Source organism: Bradyrhizobium sp. 164 (genome assembly GCF_023073715.1).
GTDB lineage: Bacteria > Pseudomonadota > Alphaproteobacteria > Rhizobiales > Xanthobacteraceae > Bradyrhizobium.
In genome coordinates, this window is record NZ_JADPKA010000083.1 from 301,709 (window position 1) to 324,279 (window position 22,571).

Genomic DNA, 22,571 nt, shown 5'->3' on the forward strand with positions numbered 1-22,571 from the left:
GAAAACCTGAATTAAGGTCCTGCCATGACGAAGATCTCACTGGTCGTCTCCGACGTCGACGGCACGCTGCTGACCAAGGACAAGACGCTGACGGAGCGCGCGAGGTCTGTCGTGCAGCGGCTGCACCAGGCAGGCATCGGCTTCACCATCACCTCCAGCCGCCCCGCGATCGGCATGCGCTTCCTGATCGAGCCGCTGGCGCTCTGGCTTCCGGTCGGGCCGTTCAACGGCTCCTCGATCGTCGATCCCGAGATGAGACCGGTCGAGCAGCACCTTATCCCGGCGGGCGCGGCCGAGAGATCGCTGCGGATCCTCCGCGAATACGGCGCCGACGTCTGGCTCTTCACCACCGACAAATGGCTGATCGACAATCCCGAGGGCAGCTACGTCGCGCATGAGCAGCGCACGATCCGCGCCGATCCGACCATCGTGACGGATTTTTCGCCGTACCTTGCGAGCGCCTGCAAGATCGTCGGCGCCAGTGCCGATGCCGCCGGCCTCGAGCGGTGCGAGAAGGCGATGCAGGAGGCGCTCGGCAACGAGGCCACAGCAGTACGTTCGCAAACCTACTATCTCGACATCACCCCGCCCGACTTCAACAAGGGCACCTTCGTGCAGGCGATGGCCAATCGCCTCGGCATTTCCACCGACGCGGTCGCCACCATCGGCGATATGCAAAACGACCTCGCGATGTTCCGCGTCAGCGGCGTCTCGATTGCCATGGGTAATGCCGCTGACAACGTCAAGGACCACGCCACTCACGTCACCGCGACCAACGAGCAGGACGGTTTTGCGGAGGCGATAGAGATGATCTTGAAGCGGAATGGGGTGGGCTGAGTTTGCCGCCAGCTGGTTTCAACCTCTCCGCTTGCGGGAGAGGTCGCCGCGTAGCGGCGGGTGAGGGTTCTCTCCTCTTAACTGTTTTCGCCCAGCGGAGACACCCCCCGCAAGCGGGAGAGGGAGCGCACCTCCGTAGCGGAAGCAATTAACCTACTCTCGGCAGGCGCCCGCTGCGTCACTACTACTGCGAGCGCTGCACGGCCGGCTTCTCGCTCTCCTGCCTGGCCGCCGACAGATTATGCGCAGTGTTGATCAGCGCGATGTGGGTCAGCGCCTGCGGGAAGTTGCCGGTCTGGCGCCGTGCCACGGAATCATATTCCTCCGCCAGCAGCCCGACATCGTTCGCAATGCCCACCACGCGATCGAACAACACTTGTGCTTTGTCGAGATCGCCCGACAGCACATGAGCATCGGCCAGCCACAGCGTGCAAGCCAGGAACGCGCCTTCGAGCGGCGGCTGCCCCGCCGGCAGCTCGCGCGGGTCATGCCGCAGCACGAAGCCGTCGCGCATCAGCCATTTCTCGACAGCGGCGATGGTGCCGCGGATCCGTGGATCCAATGGCGACAGGAACCCGACGGCAGGCAACAGCAGCACGCTGGCATCGAGCAGCTTCGAGCCGTAGGACTCGACGAACGTGTTTTCGCCCGCATCGAAGCCGTGGTTGCAGACGTCACGATGAATGGCCTCGCGCAAGGCCTGCCAGTGCAACAGCGGCGCCTTGAAGCCGAAGGTCTCGGCACTCTTGATGCCGCGATCGAAGGCGACCCAGGTCATGACCTTGGAGAAGACGTAGTGCTTGGGCTGCCCGCGGCGCTCCCAGATGCCGTGATCGGGCCGGTCCCAGACCTCGGCGAGATGATTGAGCACCGCGCATTCCAGCGCCCAGGTCTCCTCGTCGAGCTTGAGCTTGGCCATGCGCGACTGGTGGAAAGCGTCAATCAACTCGCCATAGACGTCGAGCTGAAGCTGCGCATGCGCGGCATTGCCGATGCGCACCGGCTTGGCGCCCTCATAGCCGTCGAGCCAGCCCGCCTCCCATTCCAACAGCCGGCGCTGGCCCCAGATGCCGTACATGATCTGCATGTTCGACGGCGAGCCGGCGGCGGCGCGCAGGAGCCAATTGTGCCACGCCAAGGCCTCCTCGGTGTAGCCCGAGTTCATCAGCGCCAGCAGCGTGAAGGTGGCATCGCGCAGCCAGCAGAAGCGGTAGTCCCAGTTCCTGCTGCCCCCGAGCTTCTCCGGCAATGACGTGGTCGGTGCCGCGACGATGCCGCCGGTCGGGGCGAAGGTCAGCGCCTTCAGCGTGATCAGCGAGCGCATGATGAGATCGTGATAGTTGCCATCGCGGGTGCAGTGGCTGCACCAGTCCTGCCAGAACCTTTCGGTCTCCTCGAGCGCGATCTCTGGATCGATCGACTCGGCCGGCGGCAGATGCGAGGGGCCGTAGGTCAGCACGAACGGTACGGTCTCGCCGGCCGTCACCTTGAAGTCGGAAACCGTGGTCAGATTCTCCCCGCGGGTCTCAACAGGCGTGCGCAGCACAGTCATGTCCTGGCCGGCAATTGCCATCAGGGAATGGTCGATCCGTCGCACCCACGGAATGTCGGCCCCGAAGCCGAAGCGGATCACGAGCTCCATCCGCATCTTCACCGCACCCTTGATGCCGCGGACCAGCCGCACGATATCAGACGCCTTGCCGCGCGGCGGCATGAAGTCGATCAGCGCGACCGTGCCACTGTCCGTTTCGAAGCGGGTTTCGAGGATGAGTGAATCGCCAAGATAACGGCGCGACGTAGCCGTGACATCCTCGCTGGGTGCAATCAGCCAGCGGCCGTTCCTGTGGGTGCCGAGGATCGCGACAAAGCAGGCGTCGGAATCGAAGGCCGGCCAGCACAGCCAGTCGATCGAGCCGTTGCGCCCGACAAGCGCGGCCGTCTCGCAATCGCCAATCAGCGCATAGTCCTCGATCTTCTGAGACAAAGTCGTCGAGCCTAGATTTCAGCTTCCGCCATTCAATGAACGTTCCCGCGTCGCGGCCTTCAAAGCCGCGAGATCGATCTTGGACGCGATCTTGTCGAGCGTAACAGGGAGCCGCTGGCGCCAGTTCGGATGCTCGTCGATCGTGCCGGGAATGTTGGGCTGGTCGATCACGCCGAGCAGATCCTCCAGCGACACCGCGAGCAGCCGCGACGGCGTGCGCGACAGGAAGGCGAGCACCGAATAGAGGTCGTTCGCATTGATGCCGTTCTGGCGCAAAATCTCGTCGAGCCTGCCGAGCGCATCCCAGCGCGCCTGATCGTTCTCGCCGGGATCGATACCGAGCGAGCGCTTCATCCTGAGATCGCCGAACGAGCGCCAACCGGCATAGGTCGACAGGTCATGGGTGTTCAGCGTGACCAGTGCGTTGGGCCGGTAGTGGTCGACGTTGCGGAAATGGCCGGTATCGTCGCGCTCGAACATCATGACGAGGTAGGACCAGATGCCGAAATCCTGCATCATCTCGCGGAAGCCTTCCGGCACGGTGCCGAGGTCCTCGCCGATCACGATGCATTTATGGGCCGCGCTCTCGCACGCCACCGCCGCCAGCAGCGCCTCGAACGGCATCTGCACATAGGCGCCGTTGTCGGGCTTGAAGCCGCGCGGCACCAGATAAAGCCGCTTCAAGCCGAGCACGTGATCGAGCCTGATGGCCCCAGCATGGCGCATCGAAGCGGCGAGCATGTCGGCGAACGGCACGAAGGATTGAGCTTCCAGGCCGCCTGCGTTGAAGCCGGCAAGACCCCAGTCCTGGCCGACGGTATTGAGCACGTCGGGCGGCGCACCGACGGCGAGATGGCGGGAAATCGCCATCTGCTCGTTCCAGGCATCGAAGCCGTTGGATTGCACGCCGACGGCAACGTCGAGATAGAGTCCGACGCGCATGCCGAGCTGGCTCGCCAGCTCCTTGGCCGCGTGCAACTGGCTGTCAGCCGTCCATTGCACGAATTCGACGAACTCGACGTCGCGCTTGTCGGCCCCATTGCGCAGCTCGGCGCATTGCGCATCGTCAGGCTTTTGCCATTCCACCGGCCATTCCCACCATGGCGCGGTGAAGCGATGACGCAGCACCTCGAAGCAGGCAAAGCGGGACAACAGCGGCGCGCGGGCGGCGCGGAAAGCGTCGAACTCCTTGCGGCGCGCTTCGCTCGCGCTCGTCACGAAACTGTTGTAGGCAGCGCGCAGGCCCAGCCATTTCAACGCCGCCATGTCCGTATAGGGCACACGGTCGCCTTCGCGCAGCCGCGCTGCAGTCGCGGCGGCATCCGGCACGAGGTCGGCCGAGAATTCCGGGATCGCCTCGACGTCGATATAGAGCGGATTGAGAAACAGGCGGCTGTTCGGCGAATAGGGACTGCAATCGGCCGGGTGGTCGTCGAACAGCACATGCAGCGGATTGAGCCCGACACCGTCGGCTCCCAATTGCTTGGCGAGCCGGACGAGATCGGCCAGGTCGGTAAAATCGCCGATGCCCCAATTGCGGCTGGAGCGGACGCTATAGAGCTGCACGGCAAGCAGCCAGCCGCGGTCGAAATCGCCGCCGAACGCGCGCTCGGGCGCCACGATCATCGGCACCTCTTCCGTCACGCCTTCCGCGTCGGTCAGAGTCAAACGATGATAGCCGAGCGGCAGGCCGGCAGGCCAGGCGATCACGGGCTCGCGCGTCTCGCCTTGCGCGATCATTTTGCCGTTTGCCGTCAACTTCCATTGCAGGGGTGGCGCACCGATGGCCGCCAATTCCGTTCGCGGATGCCCTAAGGCGCGCACCACGACCGGCCCGCCGACAAAGCGGTAAACCCGCTTTTCCGGCAGGGCGTCGAGGATCGATTTGAGGGCCACGGGGTCGGTGACCCGCAGCTTTCCCAAGGCATCAACGAATTCAGATTGAACGCCCTTGATCCGGGCTTGAGCTAAAAGATCCATTCGGCACGCAGCTTGCAAGCCACCCACTCGCCGGGGGCATCGATTTTAACGAGGCAGCGGAAGACGTTAGTCGGGCTTAACTCACAAACTGCGCCTGCCGTTCCCAGGGGGAACTAATGACACACAAGCGGCTTTCTATATAGGTCTCAAGCGTAGGTTCCCGACAAGGGAAACGGGCCCCTGCTTTCTTGTCAATGGCATCACCGTGAACAAGACAATTCAAACTGTCGAAAGTGCCGCAGCCGGCAGCGCTTTCCTCATCGAAGACGTCTATCCCTCGATTGAGGGCGGCCGCTTTGCAGTGAAGCGGATCGCGGGCGACCGGGTCGATGTCTGGGCCGACATCTATCGTGACGGTGATGCCGTGATCGGCGCCGCGCTGCTATGGCGCCGTGAGCAGGACCGCGAATGGCAGCGTGAGCCGATGACCCATCACGGTAATGACCGCTGGTCGGGCGCCTTCGTCCCGACCGAGGCCGGGCAATACATCTACGCTATCGAAGCCTGGACCGACGAGTTCGCCACCTGGTCCCACGGCATCGCGCGCAAGCAACGCTCCGGTGCGGACGTCACCCTCGACGCCATCGAGGGCGCCGGCCTGTTGACCAAGGCGCATGGCGCGCAACAAGACGCAGCACTGGTTATCCTCAGGCAGTGCGAGGATTTTCTTCAGAGCGGCGACGTCGGCCCGCTGCTCGCAACCGAGCTCGGCGAAGCCATGGCCGAGAGCCAGTCGCGGCCCGACCTCACCCGCTCAGCTTCTTTTCCGCTGATCATCGACCGCGATAGGGCACGCTTTGGCGCCTGGTACCAGATGATGCCGCGCAGCCAGAGCCGGATCCCCGGCCGGCATGGCACGCTGAGAGACTGCATCGCCCGCGTGCCCGACATCGCCGCGATGGGGTTCGACGTGCTCTACTTCACGCCGATCCACCCGATCGGCCACACCCGCCGCAAGGGCCGCAACAATGCGCCGGTGGCGGGTGAAGGCGATCCCGGCTCGCCCTATGCGATCGGCACCACGGAAGGCGGACACGATGCGCTGCATCCCGAGCTCGGCACGATCGAGGATTTCCGCGCACTGGTTGCGACCTGCCTGGAGTACGGTCTCGAGCTCGCGCTCGACTTCGCCGTGCAATGCTCCCCGGACCATCCCTGGCTGACGCAGCATCCGGAATGGTTCAGGTGGCGGCCGGATCGCTCCGTGCGGACGGTGGATGGCGCCTATTCGGATATCGTCATCCCCGATTTCAACTCCGTCGACAGGGCTGGGCTGTGGAACGCGTTTCGCGATGCCATGCTGTTCTGGATCGATCATGGTGTGACCATTTTCGCCATCGACAATCACGACACCGCGCCATTTCCGTTCTGGGAGTGGCTGATCCGCGACATCCGCCGCCGACATCCCGAAGTGATCCTGTTCTCCAAGACCTTCGCCCGACCGAAGCTGATGAAGGGGCTCGCCAAGCTCGGCTTCGCGCAGTCCTTCACCTATTTCCCCTGGCGCACCTCGCGGTGGGAGCTGGAGCAATATCTCGGCGAACTGACCCGTTATCCCGAACGCGACTTCTATCGCCCGAACCTGTTCGTCAACACAGCCGACCTGCTGCCCTTTCACCTCCAGAGCGGCGAAGCCTGGGCATTCAAGTCGCGCCTTGCGCTGGCCGCGACGCTGTCGGGCAGTTACGGCATCTACAGTGGCTTCGAGCTGCTTGAGCACACGGCGATCCCCGGCCGTGAAGAATATCTGGATTCCGAGAAATACCAGATCAAGCAGCGCGACTGGGACACGCCCGGCAACATCAAGCCCTACATCACCGCGCTCAATCGCGTCCGCAACGAGAATGCGGCGCTCCAGCAAACGGCCAATTTGCGCTTCCTCGGTATCGAGGACGGCGAAACCATTGCCTTCGTGAAGGAGGCCGCCGAGCCTGCCCACACCGTCGTCGTCGTAATCGCGCTGTCGCGCCATGCGCGCGAATTCTGGCTGCCGCTCGGTGACGTCACTGTTGACGCCAGCGGGCAGCGACATCATGTTGCGGCACTCGAAAACCTCCTCACCGGCGAACGGTCCTGCATCGAATGGGGCGGGGTCAGGTTGCGTATCGATCCCGATCGCGATCCGGCGCTCCTGTTCCGCGGCCTGGCGTAAGGGTTCACGCCATGAATGTTCTGTCTTCCGTCGACACCAGGAAAGCCGAGGCTGCCGAGATCGTGGATGAGCTCTGGTACAAGGACGCCATCATCTACCAGCTCCACGTCAAGGCCTTTGCCGACAGCAACAATGACGGTATCGGCGACTTCGCCGGGCTGACCGAGAAGCTGCCCTATCTCCAGGAGCTCGGCGTCACCGCGCTGTGGCTGCTGCCGTTCTACCCCTCGCCCGGCCGCGACGACGGCTATGACATCGCCGATTACGGCGCGGTCAACCCCGATTTCGGGACGATGAAGGATTTCAAGCGCTTCATCCAGGAGGCGCAGAAGCGGGGCCTGCGCGTCATCACCGAGCTCGTCGTCAACCACACCTCGGACCAGCACAAATGGTTCAAGCGCGCGCGCCGCAGCCATCCGGGCTCGAGCGCACGCAACTGGTACGTCTGGAGCGACACCGATCAGAAATACCAGGGCACGCGCATCATCTTCACCGACACGGAGAAGTCGAACTGGACGTGGGATCCCGAGGCTGGCGCCTTCTACTGGCACCGCTTCTTCTCGCACCAGCCGGACCTCAATTTCGACAATCCGCGCGTGGTGAGCGCCATCATCCAGGTGATGAAGCGCTGGTTGGATGCCGGTGTCGACGGCTTCCGATTGGACGCCATTCCCTATCTGTGCGAGCGCGAGGGCACCTCGAACGAGAACCTGCCCGAGACGCATGCGATCATCAAGCGCCTGCGCCAGGAGCTCGACGCCTACTCCAAGGGCAAGCTGCTGCTGGCCGAGGCCAATCAATGGCCGGAGGACGTGCAGGAATATTTCGGCCGTGGCGACGAGTGCCACATGGCCTACCACTTCCCGCTGATGCCGCGCATCTACATGGCGATCGCGCAGGAGGACCGTTTCCCGATCACAGACATCCTGCGCCAGACTCCGGACATCCCGGCGAGCTGCCAATGGGCGCTGTTCCTGCGCAATCATGACGAACTTACGCTGGAGATGGTCACCGACGTCGAGCGCGACTATCTCTGGACCACCTACGCCAACGACCCACGCGCGCGGATCAATGTCGGCATTCGCCGACGTCTTGCGCCGCTGATGGACAATGACCGCCGCAAGATCGAGCTGATGAACTCGCTGCTGCTGTCCTTCCCCGGCACGCCGATCATCTATTACGGCGACGAAATCGGGATGGGCGACAACATCTATCTCGGCGACCGCAACGGCGTCCGCACGCCGATGCAGTGGAGCCCGGACCGGAACGGCGGCTTCTCGCGCTGCGATCCGGCCCGCCTCTATGCGCCGCTGATCATGGACCCGGTCTACGGCTATGAGGCGGTGAATGTGGAGGCGCAGTCGCGCAGCCTGTCTTCACTGCTCAGCGCCACCAAGCGGCTGATCTCGGTGCGCAAGTCGACGCTCGCCTTCGGCCGCGGCACCATGACCTTCATCCGCCCCGCCAACCGCGCCGTGCTGGCCTATGTCCGGCAATATCGCGACGAGGTGATCCTCTGCGTCGCCAATTTGTCGCGCGCCGCGCAGGCAACCGAGCTCGATCTGTCGCCCTGGAAGGACCGCATCCCACAGGAAATGCTCGGCCGCACGCGCTTTCCTCCGATCGGTGAACTGCCCTACATGATCACGCTGGGGCCCTACGGCTTCTACTGGTTCCAGCTTCAGGAGCGCGACAAGTCCGAGCCGGTGACGCCGCGCGCGGTGCCGGAGTTCGAGACCTTGGTGGTGCCGGTGAACTCGAATTGGGTGTCGCTCGCCCGCGAGCGTGGCGTGTTCGAGCGCGATGTGCTGCCGGGGTTCCTCTCGCGGACGCGGTGGTATCCCGAGCACAATGCCAAGCACATCAAGACCGCGTTGACATCGGCGGTGCCGTTCTGCGACATCGGCGACAACCGGCCCTGGATCGCGTTCTTCGAGACCAACCAAGGAGACGTGGCGACACGCTACGTGCTGCCGTTGCAGATCGAGTGGGTGCGTTTCGACCGCGAGCGCTTCAATCCGAAGGCGCTCGCCGCCGTGCGACAGGGCGCGCGCGAAGGCACGCTGCTCGATGTCGCGACCGACCAGATCTTCATCGGCCTGTTCCTGCGCAATTTGTCGCAGAACCTAGTGGTGGAGGAGAACAATCTGCGGCTGGAGTTCAAGGCAACCAGCCGGTTTGCCGATTACATCATCAAGGAGCCCGAACGCATCCGCGCGATCGAACAGTCGAACAGCACGGCGCTGGTCGACAACCAATACGTCGCCAAGATCTATCGGCGGCTCGAAAGCGGCGTCAGTCCCGAGATCGAGATCGGCCATTACCTCACGGAGGTCGCACGCTTTGCCAATACGCCGCCGCTGCTGGGCAGCGTCGAGCTGGTCGAGGGCGAGCAGCGCAGCACGCTCGGCGTGCTGCATGCCTATGTCGAGAACCAGGGCGACGGCTGGACGATGACAACGGGCTATCTCGATCGCTATATCGACGAGCAGCGCGTATTGCCAGCGGGCGAAACGCTGCGCGAGACCCAGGAGCAGGCACCTTATCTGCACTTCGTGGCGCAGATCGGCCGGCGGCTCGGCGAACTGCACGTCGCTCTGGCCGCGGCAACGCCGGACGATCTCGCTCCGGAGCCGATCGGCTCCGCGTACGTCAAGCACCTCGTATCCGACCTCAAGGCGCGCGCCGAGCAGGTTTTCGAACGGCTGGCCGAGAGCCGCGACGGCCTGCGGGAGGCGGACCGGCCGCTGATCGATCAGCTCACGGAGGCGCGCGCGACCCTGCCCGACCGACTGAATGCGCTATTGCCTTCCGGGATCGGCGGGTTGAACATCCGTCATCATGGCGACTTCCGCCTCGGGCAAACTCTGATCGTGAAGGACGATATCTTCATCATCGACTTCGACGGCGATCCGCGTGTTCCATTGGCCGACAAGCGGCGCAAGGCGCCGGCCGCGCGCGACGTCGCGGGCCTGATCCACTCGATTGATGTTTCGGTTAACACGGCTCTCGGTCGCGCGCTCACAGGCGCCTCCGACGAGCAGGGCCGGCTCACGGCCGCGCTCGACGAATGGCGCGAGCGCGCCACCGCAACCTTCCTGTCCGCCTATCGCGAAGCCATGACCGATCGGCGGCTGTGGCCGGACAATCCGCAATCCGCGCAAGGCCTGTTAAGGTTCTTCCTGCTTGATCAAGCGTTCGACGAAGTAGAGTACGAGCTGTCCCACCGGCCTGAGGGGCTCCATGCGCCGCTGACCGGACTGCTTCGCATTCTGTCCAGTGCCGAGGGCGAAGCCCATGCCTAAACTGCCTGCCGAGGCCTACGCGATCATCGAGGGCCGCCACTCCGATCCGTTCCACTATCTCGGGCTGCACCCCGAGGGCGGTAGAAGCGTGGTGCGCGCCTTTCTGCCCGAAGCCTCCAATGTCGAGGTGGTCGGCGAGCATGGCGAAGTCGCCCCGCTCGACCGCGTGCACGATTCCGGCCTGTTCATCGGGGCGCTGCCTAACGCCTCGAAACGTTATCAGCTGCGCGCAAAATTCGGAGGCAACGTCGTCGAGTTCGAGGATGCCTACCGCTTTCCGCCGATCCTGACCGATTTCGACCTTTATCTGCTCGGCGAAGGCACTCACCAGCGCCTTTACGACAAGCTCGGCGCCCATCCGATGCGGCACGAAGGTGTCGATGGCATCGGCTTCGTGGTGCTGGCGCCGAATGCGCGGCGCGTCTCCGTGGTCGGCGATTTCAATTTCTGGGATGGCCGGCGCCATCCCATGCGCGTACGCGGTAGCGGCTATTGGGAACTATTCATCCCGCATGCGAAGGTTGGTGATCACTACAAGTTCGAAATCATCGGCCCGCACGGCCATCTGCTTCCGCTGAAGTCCGATCCGCTGGCGTTCGCGAGCGAGGTGCGGCCGAAGACCGCCTCCATCGTGTTCGACGAGGCGCATCTGCCGCGGCCACGGCCGGCGCCCGACGGCATCAACGCGCTGTCGGCGCCGATGTCGATCTACGAGGTCCATCTCGGCTCGTGGCGGCGCAAGAACGGCAATGAATGGCTCACCTATCGCGAGTTGGCCGAGCAGCTACCGGCCTACGCGCGCGACATGGGTTTCACCCATCTCGAATTCCTGCCTGTCAGCGAGCATCCCTTCGACGGCTCGTGGGGCTACCAACCGACCGGCCTTTATGCGCCGACCAGCCGCTTCGGCACGCCGGAGGATTTTGCCGCGCTGGTCGATGCCTGCCATCGCGAGGGCGTCGGCGTGCTGCTCGACTGGGTGCCCGGCCATTTCCCGGACGATCCGCATGGCCTCGGCAGCTTCGACGGCACCGCGCTCTACGAGCACGCCAACCCGCTCCAGGGTCGCCATCTGGATTGGGGCACGCTGATCTACAATTACGGCCGCACCGAAGTGACGAACTTCCTGGTGTCGAACGCTCTGTTCTGGCTGGAGCGCTACGCGATCGACGGGCTGCGCGTCGATGCGGTGGCATCCATGCTCTATCTCGATTACAGCCGGCCGCCCGGAGCGTGGATTCCGAACCAGTACGGCGGGCGGGAGAACATCGAGGCGATCAACTTCTTGCGCCGCTTCAACACGGAAGTCTTCGCCCGCTTCGCGCAGGCGACCACGGCGGCTGAGGAGTCCACCGCCTGGCCTCAGGTCTCGCGCCCGGTCGAATTCGGCGGGCTCGGCTTCGGCTACAAATGGAACATGGGCTGGATGCACGACACGCTGAGCTACATCAGCAAGGATCCGATCTACCGCAAGCACCATCACGGCGAGATCCTGTTCGGCCTTCATTATGCGTTCTCGGAAAACTTCATCCTGCCGCTGTCTCATGACGAGGTCGTGCACGGCAAACGCTCGATTCTCGGCCGCATGCCAGGCGACGAGTGGCAGCGCTTTGCGAACTTGCGCGCCTATTACAGCTTCATGTTCGGCCATCCCGGCAAGAAGCTGTTGTTCATGGGCGCGGAGATCGCGCAGAGCCGCGAATGGAACCACGACCAGTCGCTCGACTGGCACCTGCTCGAATACAAGTACCATTCCGGCATCCAGGCGCTGATCCGCGATCTCAACCGGCTCTATCGCGCGGTGCCGGCGCTGCATCAGATGGATTGCGACCAGGCCGGCTTCGAATGGTTGATCACCGACGATGCCAACCGCAACGTCTTCGCCTGGCTGCGCAAGGGTTTCGACGAGCAGGCGCGATGCCTGGTGATCGTCAACTTCTCGCCGAACGTCTATCAGAATTACCGCGTACGCGTGCCCTTTGGCGGCAAGTGGAAGGAAGTGCTCAACTCGGATTCCGCCCATTATGGCGGCAGCAATGTCGGCAACATCGGCGAAGTTCACGCCGAGGGCGGCGAGCTCCGCCTCACGATTCCGCCGCTTGCCGCAATCTTCCTCGTTCCGGAAAGCTGACACATGCGCCTGACTGCTGGATCGCCCGCACGCCTCGGCGCAAGCTGGGACGGACGCGGCACCAATTTCGCGCTGTTCTCCGCCAACGCGCAGAAGGTCGAGCTCTGCCTGTTCGACACACAGGGCCGCCGCGAGCTCGAACGCATCGAATTGCCTGAGAGGACCGAAGACGTCTGGCACTGCTATCTCAACGACGTCTCGCCCGGCCAGCTCTACGGTTACCGCGTGCACGGCCCCTACGAGCCCGAGCACGGCCACCGCTTCAACGCCAACAAGCTGCTGCTCGACCCCTATGCCAAGCGGCTTGCAGGACGGTTGGTCTGGAGCGATGCGCATTTCGCCTACCGCACCGGGTCACCACGCGAGGACCTGTCGTTCGACCGGCGCGACAATGCGCGCGGCATGCCAAAGGCCGTCGTCGTCGACGAGACCTTCAACTGGGGCCGGCGTGAGATCAGGCCCAACATCCCCTGGGAAGACACCATCATCTACGAGGCCCACGTCAAGGGCCTGACGCAGAAGCGCGATGACGTGCCGCCGAACCTGCGCGGCACCTATGGCGGTCTGTCATCGCCGGCGATGATCGAGCATCTGAAGAGGCTCGACGTCACCACGATCGAGCTCCTGCCGGTGCACAGCTTCGTCGACGACCGCATCCTGGTGGAGAAGAAGCTTGCCAATTACTGGGGCTACAATACGCTGTCCTTCTTCGCGCCCGAGCCGCGCTACGCGCAGGACAACGCGCTCGATTCCTTCCGCACAACGGTCGCGCGGCTGCACGACGCCGGCATCGAGGTTATGCTGGACGTCGTCTACAACCACACCGCCGAGGGCAATCACCTCGGGCCGACACTGTGCTACCGCGGCATCGACAACGCCTCCTATTACTGGCTGAACCGCGAGAACCCGCGCTATTACGACGACTTCACCGGCTGCGGCTCGTCGGTGAACCTCACCCATCCGCGCGTGCTCCAGATGGTGATGGATTCGCTTCGCTACTGGGTCGAGGTCTGCCATGTCGACGGCTTCCGTTTCGACCTCGCCACCACGTTGGCGCGCGGCCCGAACGGTTTTGATCGCGGTAGCTCGTTCCTGACCGCGGTCCGGCAGGATCCCGTGCTGGCGACCGTCAAGCTCGTCGCCGAACCGTGGGATCTCGGGCTCGGCGGCTACCAGGTCGGCGCCTTCCCCTCGCAATGGTCGGAATGGAACGATCGCTACCGCAGCGCCATGCGCCGCTACTGGAGCGGCGAAGGCAGCCTGATTGGCGACATCTCCAGCCGTATGACGGCGTCATCCGACCTCTTCAACCATGACGGAAGACGGCCGCGCGCCAGCATCAACCACATCACCGTGCATGACGGCTTCACGCTCGCCGACCTCTTCAGCTACAACGAGAAGCACAACGAGGCTAACGGCGAGGACAATCGCGACGGCTCCAATGACAACCACAGCAACAATTGCGGCGTCGAGGGCCCGACTGACGACCTCCAGATCCTCGGTCTGCGCCGGCAGCTTCGCAAGAACGTGCTGGCCTGCCTGATGCTGGCGCAAGGCGTTCCGCTGATCCTCGCCGGCGACGAGGTCGGCAATTCGCAAACCGGCAACAACAATGCCTATTGCCAGGACAACGAGGTCGGCTGGATCAATTGGGACAATCTCGGCAAAGAGGACGACGACATGGTCGATTTCGTCGCCCATCTCGCCGACATCCGCCGCCGGTTCTCGCAACTGCGCAGCCATCGCTGGCTCGATGGCCGCCCGAAAGACGGCATCTCCTACGGTGCGCTGTGGCTGACGCCGGCCGGCGACGAGATGACGGAGAACGATTGGAAATTCCCGGAAGGGCGGTTTCTCTCCTATGTGATGGGACCGATGGAACCGGGCAGCGCCGCGATCTTTATCGTTCTGAACGCCGCTCCTGAAGAGATCGCATTCAAATTGCCCAAAATGACCGAATACAAGAGCTGGCAGCAGATCCTCAACACGACCGAGGCCAGGCTGAACTCGATCGACTTCCTGCCCGGAAGCGACAGCAAAGCGCCGCCGCGATCCGTGCTCGCCTTCGCGGGGGCGCTATGAGGCCATCCTTCGGGGCGAGGCCGACCAAGGACGGCGTGTCGTTCCGGCTGTGGGCGCCCGGCGCGCGCCGTGTCGACCTCCTGCTCGACAGAAGGCACGCGATGCAGCGCCGGCAGGATGGCTGGTACGTGGCCGATATTGCCGGGCTGCGCGCCGGTAGCGATTACAAATTCCGGATCGACGACGAGATCGAGGTGCCCGATCCGGCCTCGGCATTCCAGCCGGCGGATGTGTTTGGCCCGAGCGAGGTGATCGATCACGACGTCTTCGCCTGGCGCGCGCGCGATTGGCGCGGCTGCCCTTGGGAAGAGACGGTGCTGATCGAGACCCATGTCGGCACCTTCACGCCGGAGGGCACGTACCGCGCCATGATCGACAAGCTCGATCATCTCACAACGACCGGCATCACTGCACTGGAATTAATGCCGCTGGCCGATTTCGCCGGCCGCCGCGGCTGGGGCTATGACGGGGTGCTGTGGTATGCGCCCGACAGCACCTATGGCCGGCCCGAAGACCTGAAGACGCTGATCGACGAGGCACATCTGCGCGGGCTCATGGTGTTCCTCGACGTCGTCTACAATCATTTCGGTCCCGAGGGGAATTACCTGGGCCGCTATGCGCCGACCTTCTTTACCGAGGCACACACGCCCTGGGGCAGCGCGATCGATTATCGCGTGCCCCAGGTGCGCGCATTCGCGGTCGAGAACGCGCTGTCCTGGCTCAGCGACTACCGCTTCGATGGCCTGCGGCTGGATGCCGCCAACCACATCATGGCAGTGCCCGGCGAGCAGTCGATGCTGCAAGACCTCAGCGTCGCCGCCGGCGAGCTCGCCAAGGCCACGGGACGGCACATCCATCTCGTGTTGGAGAACGGCGACAACCGTGCGAGCCTGCTCGATGCCGCCCAGGAGCCGCCGAACGGCAAATATCGCGGTCAGTGGAACGACGACTATCACCACGTCTGGCACGTGATGCTGACCGGCGAGCTCGCCGGTTACTATGCCGACTACCAGACCCCGCGCATGGATCTTGCGCGCGCGCTCGCATCGGGCTTCGTCTACCAGGGCGAGATCTCGGAATTCTGGGGCAAGAAGCCGCGCGGCGAGCCGAGCGGCGAGCTGCCGCCGGCGACCTTCGTCAATTTTCTCCAGAACCACGACCAGATCGGCAACCGCCCACTCGGCGACCGGCTCGAGAGCCTGGCAGGATCAAAGCAGATCGAAGCCGCGCTCGCGGTGACGCTTCTCGCACCGATGATCCCGATGCTGTTCATGGGCGAGGAATGGGGCTCGACAGCGCCCTTCCCGTTCTTCTGCGATTTTCAGGGCGGCCTTGCCGATGCCGTCCGCAAGGGGCGCAAGCAGGAATATGCCTGGGCTTACGAGAAATATGGCGACGAGGTACCGGATCCGCTCGATCCGGCCACGCTGCAATCGGCCGTGCTCGACTGGACCGGCCGCACCTCCGAACAGAAGGCACGACTCGCGCTGGTGCGCGAGCTGCTCGCCGTCCGCCGCCAGGAGGTCATGCCCCGCCTGAAAGGAGCGAGTTTCGGCGATGCCGAGGCAGCGGATACGGGCTTGCTCACCGCGCATTGGCGAATGGGCGACGGCACGACTCTGCGCTTGGCCGCCAATCTCTCGGACAAGGATATCGCGTATTCCAACCTCAATTCGGGCACGCCGATCTGGGGCGGCGAGGCCGGCGAGCGGCTTCCGCCCTGGTCGGTGGTCTGGCGTCTCGGAGGCTAGCATGCCTCCGGCCATTCCGCTCGCGACTTACCGGCTCCAGCTCACCGCGGATTTCGGCTTCGACAAGGCCGCCGCGGTTGTGCCCTATCTGAAGGCGCTCGGGATCACGCATCTCTACGCCTCCCCGGTGATGAAGGCTCGCAAGGGCTCGACCCACGGCTATGACACGGTCGATCACAGCCAGCTCAGCCCCGAACTCGGCGGCGAGACCGGTTTCGCGCGGCTGAGCGAAACATTGATCCATCACGACCTCGGACTCATCATCGACTTCGTGCCCAATCACGTCGGCGTGCATTTTGCCGACAATCCCTGGTGGCTCGACGTGCTGGAGTGGGGCCAGGCTTCACCGCATGCGGTCTCATTCGACATCGACTGGGATCAACTGGCCTTCCGCGCCCGCGGCGGCGTGCTGCTGCCGATTCTCGGCGCGCCCTATGGCGATGCGCTCGAGCGCGGCGAGATCGAGCTGCGTTATGATCCGGACCAGGGCAGTCTTTCCGCCTGGTATTTCGAGCACCGCTTACCCGTCGCGCCGGAGCGCTATGGCGAAGTGCTGCGGATGATCGTCAAGGAGGCGGATGCGGGGGAAACGGAGCCCGGCAAGCGCCTGCTTGCGCTCGCGGCGCGCTACACCGGACTGCGCCGTCCCAACCGCAAGGAAGCTCCCGCGTTCAAGGCAGAACTCAAGGACATTGCGGGCGCTGCCGACATCATCGCGCGCGGACTTGCCGCCTATCGCGCTGCCAAGGACCGTCCCGCCCAGACGCTGGCGCTGCATCATCTGCTCGAGCGCCAGCACTACAAGCTCGGGCATTGGCGCCTCGCCTCCAGCGACATCAACTATCGCCGCTTCTTCGACGTCAACGGCCTCGCCGGCTTGCGCGTCGAGGATCCCGGCACGTTTGCCGCCACGCACCGGCTGGTCAAGCAGCTCATCGCCGACGGCAGACTGCAAGGCATCCGTCTCGATCACATCGACGGCCTGCGCGATCCCGCACAATATTGCCAGCGGCTGCGCCGGCTGGTCCGCGACGCCCAAGGCAACACAAAGCCATTCTATACAGTGGTCGAGAAGATCCTGTGCGAGCACGAGCGCCTGCCGCATTTCGCCGGGGTCCAGGGCACCACCGGCTATGAATGGATGAACGTCATCACCCAGGTGCTGGTCGACGCCAAGGGGCTGACGGCGTTGGACGAGACCTGGCGGCAGATCAGCAACCGGCCGCCCCGGCTTGCGCCTTACGTCAAGGACGCCAAGCGGCGGGTGCTGGAGACGCTGCTCACCAGCGAGTTCACCGTGCTGACGCGCCTTTTGGCGCGCATCGCCAACGGGCATTACTCGACGCGCGACTTCTCGGCCGACAGCTTGCGCCAGGCCCTCGAGCTCTATGTGCTGCATTTCCCGGTCTACCGCACTTACCTCACGACGAGCGCGCCGACCGCACACGATCGCAAGCTGATCGATGAGACCATCGAACGCGCCCGCGGAGAATGGTTCGCCGCGGATGATGGCATTTTCGACTTCCTCCGCGACGCTCTGACCATGGACCTGCTCAAACCTGGGCGTCCCCCACACAGCGCGCCGCGCGTACGCCGCTTCGCGCTGAAGGTGCAGCAATTCACCGGACCGATGATGGCGAAGTCGCTGGAGGACACCGCGTTCTACCAGTTCCACCGGCTGCTCGCGCTGAACGAGGTCGGCGGTGATCCCGCGAGCATCGGCCTCACTATTCCCGCTTTCCATCAGGCCATGCAGGCCCGTGCCAGGGAATGGCCGCACGGCATGACCGCCACGGCCACCCACGACACCAAGCGCGGCGAGGACGCCCGCGCGCGGATCGCGGCGCTCAGCGAGATTCCCGGCGAATGGACCAGCGCGGTGGCGCGCTGGAAGGTGTTGAACGCGCCACATCTCACCCACCGAGATAGTTTCCGCGCGCCGTCGGCGACATTCGAGTACATGCTCTACCAGACCCTGCTCGGAGCCTGGCCGCTCCAGGGGCCGGTCGGTCCTGATTTTGTCGAGCGCATCCAGGCCTATGCCCTCAAGGCCGCGCGTGAAGGCAAGGAGGAGACGAGCTGGCTCAATCCGCATGAAGCATATGAAAACGGGGTCAAGAGCTTCATCGACAAGATCCTCGACCCCGCCCAGTCCGCAGAATTCCTGGAGGCTCTGCAGACCCTGGCCCGCCGCGTCGCACTGCTCGGCATGTTGAACTCGCTGAGCCAGCTCACGCTCAAGGCGACGCTGCCAGGCGTGCCAGACTTCTACCAAGGCACCGAATTCTGGGACCTCTCGCTGGTCGACCCCGACAACCGGCGGCCGGTGGACTTTGCCGCGCGCCGCAGGGCGCTGACGTCCTTGGAAGCTCCGGACTGGAGCGACCTGATCAAGGCCTGGCCGGACGGCCGGCTCAAGCTGGCCTGGACGCGTCACCTCCTTAAGCTCCGCAATCGGCTCCCCGACATCTTCGTCCAGGGTGACTATCAGCCACTCGAGGTTCACGGCGGGCATGCTGAGCACGTCATCGCGTTCGCCCGCCGCCATGGCCGGGCGGCCGCGATCGTCGCGGTCGGGCGTCACTTTGCGCCGTTCACGCAAGGAGGTCGGGAATGGCCGGCGCTGGAAGGCTTCGATGCAACCGTCGATATCACCGGCTACACCGCGGCAGGCTTTGCAGGCGATGAACTGCCGCTCGCGCGGGCCCTGCGCGATCTTCCCGGGACCGTCATCGAGGCGCGCACCGCCAGTGCAGCAAAGCCGATGCGGCAGCGCGTGCGCGCCTGAGGCTACTTTCCGTCCTTGGTCAGCAGCAACTGTCCGCGCTTCCTGATCGCGCCCTGGGCCATCTCGGCAAAGCGTTGCAACAGCCGGGGCAGCACCACCTCGACCCGGACGTGATCTTCGGCAACGTCGACCTTGCCGGTCGCGATCTGCCCGAGCGCGCGGATGCGAAAATTCATGCAGTCGCCGCTCCAACGCTCCTCTTCGACCTGCATCACGGGAATGCTTGCTGCGGCGCGGCCAAGCCCCGTCTTGAGCCGGCGTACCGCCTCGTCGCGGCCGAGACGATGCGGAATTGAGACGACGAGCGGTTCTGCCATGGCCGTGACCCTGCTGCTGATCCTCACCTCATCATGCCGCATGGAAAGGCAAAAGTTCCAAACTGCTGAAGCAGGAACCCGCATTGCGAAGCCGGAACTTTAAAACCTGCGGCAAGTTGCCCCCGGATAACGGGACAGGTCAGACGACCCTTTCAAGAAAGGGCTGGAGGAGACTCGCATGTCTATCGGCACGATCATTCTGATCATCTTGGTCATCGCCCTGCTCGGCGGCTTCAGCGGCATCGGCGGCGGGCCGTTCTACGGCACCGGTTATTACGGCGGCGGCGGCCTCGGTCTCGTCATCGTCATCCTGCTGATCCTGCTCCTGATGGGACGCATATAGCCGAGGCGGATCGCGTAGGGTGGGCAAGGCGAAAGCGTGCCCACCACCGTTCCGCGACGAGAAAGAAAATGGTGGGCACGCGCCGCTTTGCCCACCCTACGCGCGACGCGCGGTAGCACAAACCTACTTCACCTTTCCCGCCAGCTTCTTGATCGCCGCCTTGATCGATGCGGCGGCATCCTCATAGCCCTCCCACGCTTTCGATCGCGCCAGCAGGCCCGGCACCGTGCGCATCGTATATCGCTTCGGATCGAGGTCGCTCTTCACCTGCGCCCAAGTCACGGGCATCGACACCGTGGCACCGGTGCGCGCGCGCGGCGACAGTGGGGCAACCGCGGTCGACATGCGGTCGTTGCGCAAATAGTCCAGGAAGATCTTTCCCTTGCGCAGCTTCTTCGACATGTTGAGCAGATAGCGTTCGGGATCGTCATCGGCCATCCACTGGCAGACGCCTTGCGCAAACGCCTTGGCCTCCTTCCAGCTCACCTTGTCGCGCGCGCCGTGGAGCAGCGGCACCACCACGTGGAGGCCCTTGCCGCCTGTGGTCTTGCAGAAGCTGTCCATGCCGATATCGCTCAGCCGCTGCCGCATCTCCTTGGCCGCCTCGACGACGTCGGCGAATTCGACGTCGGGCGCCGGATCGAGATCGAATACCAGCCGGCCCGGCGTGTCATAGGCATAGGGCGCGCAATTCCAGGGATGCAGCTCGACGCCGCCGATCTGCGCCACCGCCGCGAGCCCTTCGATCCGATCGATCTGCAAATACGGCTTGCGGTCGCCGGAGACTCTTGCGAGCTCCAGGAGGTTCGACGTCCCCTGCATGGCATGGCGCTGGAAGAAGCACTCGCCCTTGATGCCGTCAGGGGCGCGGATCAGCGAGCACGGCCGGCCCTTGAGGTGCACGATCATCCATTCGCCGACGGCTTCGAGATAGCGCGCGAGGTCCAACTTGGTCACGGCATCGCCATGTCCGTCATCGGGCCACAGCTCCTTGTCCGGCTTGGAGATGACGACGCCCATGACCTCGGCGTTGCTGCCGCCCAGGGCCGACTGCGCACCTGGCCGCGCTTTTGCGCGCTTCGCTCCTTTGGCCGAGGGTTCGGCGAGCTCGGTATCGACCGGCGTCTCCGCCTCAACCTCCTTGGCCGGCTTGTCCTGCCGCAGTCCCTTGAACGCGGCCTGACGGATATTGCCGTCGGCGGTGAAGCCGGCGAACTCGATCTCGGCGACGAGCTCCGGCTTCAGCCAGTGCACCTCGCGGGTCTTCTTCGGCGCGTTCTTGCCGCCGAAGGGGCTTTGCTTGGCCTCCATGGCCTTCAGTGAAGGCATGAGGCGCTTGACCTTGTCGGCGCCAAAGCCTGTGCCGACCATGCCGACGAAGGCGAGATGATCGCCGCGCTGCACGCCCGCCATCAGCGAGCGGAACTTGCCGTTCGTGGTCTTGTAGCCGCCGATCACCACCTCATGGCCGGCGCGACATTTCGACTTGACCCAGCTCTCGGTGCGGCCGGAGCGATACGGCGCATCCAGCTTCTTCGACACCACACCCTCGAGCTCGAGCTTGCAGGCCGATTGCAGCACGGCATCGCCCCCGCTCTCGAAATGCTCGACATACCGAATCTGGCTCGTTTTCCGCTTGCGTGATTCCAGAAGCTCCTTCAGCCGCGCCTTGCGCTCGCCAAGCGGCAGCCGACGGTAATCCTCGCCCTCGGCGAAGAGGAGGTCGAAGGCAAAGAAGATGAGCTCGTCGGTCTTGCCGTCCGACAACGCAGCCTGAAGCGAGGAGAAGTTCGGCGCGCCGTTGTGGTCGAGCGCGACGATCTCGCCGTCGATCAGCACATCCGGCAGCGCCCCCGCTTCCTTGGCAATGGAGACGAATTTGCCGGTCCAGTCGAGACCCTTCCGCGTCTTGAGCGTCGCCTCGCCGTCCTCGACCCGGAGCTGGACGCGATAGCCGTCGAACTTGATCTCATGGCACCAGCCACCATCGGCCGGCGGCCGCTCGACCAGCGTGCAGAGCTGCGGCGCCACGAAGTCCGGCATCTCCGAGACCTTCTTGGCGCTCGCTGCTGTCGTGGCTGTCTTCTTCGCCGTCGGTCTAGCCTTCAACGCCGTGCGCGGCGCGGGAGTCACTGTGCGCCCTTTCGTCTCCTCGGCGCGGTTGGATTGCCAGACTGCGTCGGCCTTGCCCTTCGGCCCCTTGGCCAGCATGAAGGGCTTGGGCGCGCGGCCCTTTCCTTCAGCGATTTGCTCCATCGCGCGACCAGAAGCAACGGACTTGTCTTGCTCGAGGATGTCGTTGTCGTTGCCCTCGCGCGCATATTCGTCACGATGCTTGATGAGCAGCCAGTTTGTCCGCTTACCGCCGGTGCGGTCGTTGCGCATGCGCACCAGCACCCAGCTTCCCTGTAGCTTCTCGCCATGGAGGGTGAACTTGAGATCGCCCTTCTTGAAGCCGGCTTCCGGATCTTCCGATTCCCAATAGCCTCGATCCCACAGCATCACGGTGCCGCCACCATACTGGCCTTCGGGGATCGTGCCTTCGAAATCACCATAGTCGAGCGGATGGTCCTCGACCTCGACCGCCAGCCGCTTGTCATGCGGATCGAGCGAGGGCCCCTTCGTCACGGCCCAGGATTTGAAGACACCGTCGAACTCGAGTCGGAGGTCGTAGTGCAGCCGGCTCGCATCGTGCTTCTGGATCACGAAGCGCCGCTGCTTCGACGGCGCCACGGCGGTCTTGCCCGATGGCTCGGGCGTTTTCTCGAAATCACGCTTCTGTCGGTAAGTGGAGAGTTTTTGCAGCACGACCGGTCCCGCTCTCTTTCGGCATTCAAGCCTATCACGGCCAAAGTCCCACCCGGAACCAAAACCCCATGGCCGGGTTGGGGTTCCAAAACG

At 64.1% G+C, this 22,571-nt stretch carries 12 protein-coding genes; 8 read left to right on the forward strand and 4 right to left on the reverse strand.

The window, feature by feature from the left end; all coding sequences use genetic code 11:
- The first annotated feature begins 24 nt into the window (after positions 1–24).
- The gene (locus IVB01_RS26620) at positions 25–837 is read left to right on the forward strand and encodes an HAD family hydrolase (protein ID WP_247494989.1); all 813 of its coding nucleotides are present in this window, start codon (positions 25–27) and stop codon (positions 835–837) included.
- A 184-nt stretch (positions 838–1,021) separates the two neighbouring features.
- On the opposite strand, the gene IVB01_RS26625 is transcribed toward IVB01_RS26620, so the two are convergent.
- Both IVB01_RS26625 and malQ read right to left on the reverse strand, forming a co-directional pair.
- Positions 1,022–2,821, reverse strand: a complete 1,800-nt coding sequence (locus tag IVB01_RS26625; protein WP_247278342.1) for a glycoside hydrolase family 15 protein — start codon at positions 2,819–2,821, stop codon at positions 1,022–1,024.
- Between the two features lie 18 nt (positions 2,822–2,839).
- Entirely contained in the window at positions 2,840–4,801 is a 1,962-nt protein-coding gene (malQ, locus tag IVB01_RS26630; RefSeq protein WP_247278341.1) for a 4-alpha-glucanotransferase, read from the reverse strand.
- Between the two features lie 205 nt (positions 4,802–5,006).
- Between malQ and IVB01_RS26635 the strand changes: the two genes are divergently transcribed.
- The 6 genes from IVB01_RS26635 to treY are packed head-to-tail and all read left to right on the forward strand — an operon-like array spanning position 5,007 to position 19,010.
- Positions 5,007–6,953, forward strand: coding sequence for a maltotransferase domain-containing protein (locus IVB01_RS26635; protein ID WP_247278340.1), 1,947 nt, complete (start codon positions 5,007–5,009; stop codon positions 6,951–6,953).
- Positions 6,954–6,964: 11 nt separating this feature from the next.
- Positions 6,965–10,258, forward strand: coding sequence for a maltose alpha-D-glucosyltransferase (gene treS, locus IVB01_RS26640; protein ID WP_247278339.1), 3,294 nt, complete (start codon positions 6,965–6,967; stop codon positions 10,256–10,258).
- The gene (gene glgB, locus IVB01_RS26645; RefSeq protein ID WP_247278338.1) at positions 10,251–12,389 is read left to right on the forward strand and encodes a 1,4-alpha-glucan branching protein GlgB; all 2,139 of its coding nucleotides are present in this window, start codon (positions 10,251–10,253) and stop codon (positions 12,387–12,389) included. The genes treS and glgB overlap by 8 nt, the downstream gene beginning before the upstream one ends.
- Before the next feature lie 3 nt (positions 12,390–12,392).
- Positions 12,393–14,471 (forward strand): glycogen debranching protein GlgX, encoded by a 2,079-nt coding sequence (gene glgX, locus IVB01_RS26650; RefSeq protein WP_247494990.1) that lies wholly within the window; start codon positions 12,393–12,395, stop codon positions 14,469–14,471.
- Positions 14,468–16,222, forward strand: coding sequence for a malto-oligosyltrehalose trehalohydrolase (gene treZ / locus IVB01_RS26655; RefSeq protein WP_247278336.1), 1,755 nt, complete (start codon positions 14,468–14,470; stop codon positions 16,220–16,222). The genes glgX and treZ overlap by 4 nt, the downstream gene beginning before the upstream one ends.
- 1 nt (position 16,223) lies before the next feature.
- Complete coding sequence (gene treY, locus IVB01_RS26660; protein ID WP_247278335.1) at positions 16,224–19,010, forward strand: malto-oligosyltrehalose synthase; 2,787 nt, start codon at positions 16,224–16,226, stop codon at positions 19,008–19,010.
- A 2-nt stretch (positions 19,011–19,012) separates the two neighbouring features.
- Here the strand turns inward: treY and IVB01_RS26665 are convergent, their stop codons facing one another.
- The gene (locus IVB01_RS26665) at positions 19,013–19,327 is read right to left on the reverse strand and encodes a polyhydroxyalkanoic acid system family protein (protein WP_247278334.1); all 315 of its coding nucleotides are present in this window, start codon (positions 19,325–19,327) and stop codon (positions 19,013–19,015) included.
- 178 nt (positions 19,328–19,505) lie between these two features.
- On the opposite strand from IVB01_RS26665, the gene IVB01_RS26670 reads away from it, so the two are divergent.
- Positions 19,506–19,670: a DUF3309 family protein gene (locus IVB01_RS26670; RefSeq protein WP_018318514.1), complete on the forward strand. Its 165-nt coding sequence runs from the start codon at positions 19,506–19,508 to the stop codon at positions 19,668–19,670.
- Positions 19,671–19,793: 123 nt separating this feature from the next.
- Here IVB01_RS26670 and ligD read toward each other — a convergent pair whose 3' ends face one another.
- A complete protein-coding gene (gene ligD / locus IVB01_RS26675; protein ID WP_247278333.1) occupies positions 19,794–22,478 on the reverse strand; it encodes a DNA ligase D in 2,685 nt (894 codons plus the stop codon).
- Positions 22,479–22,571: the final 93 nt, after the last annotated feature.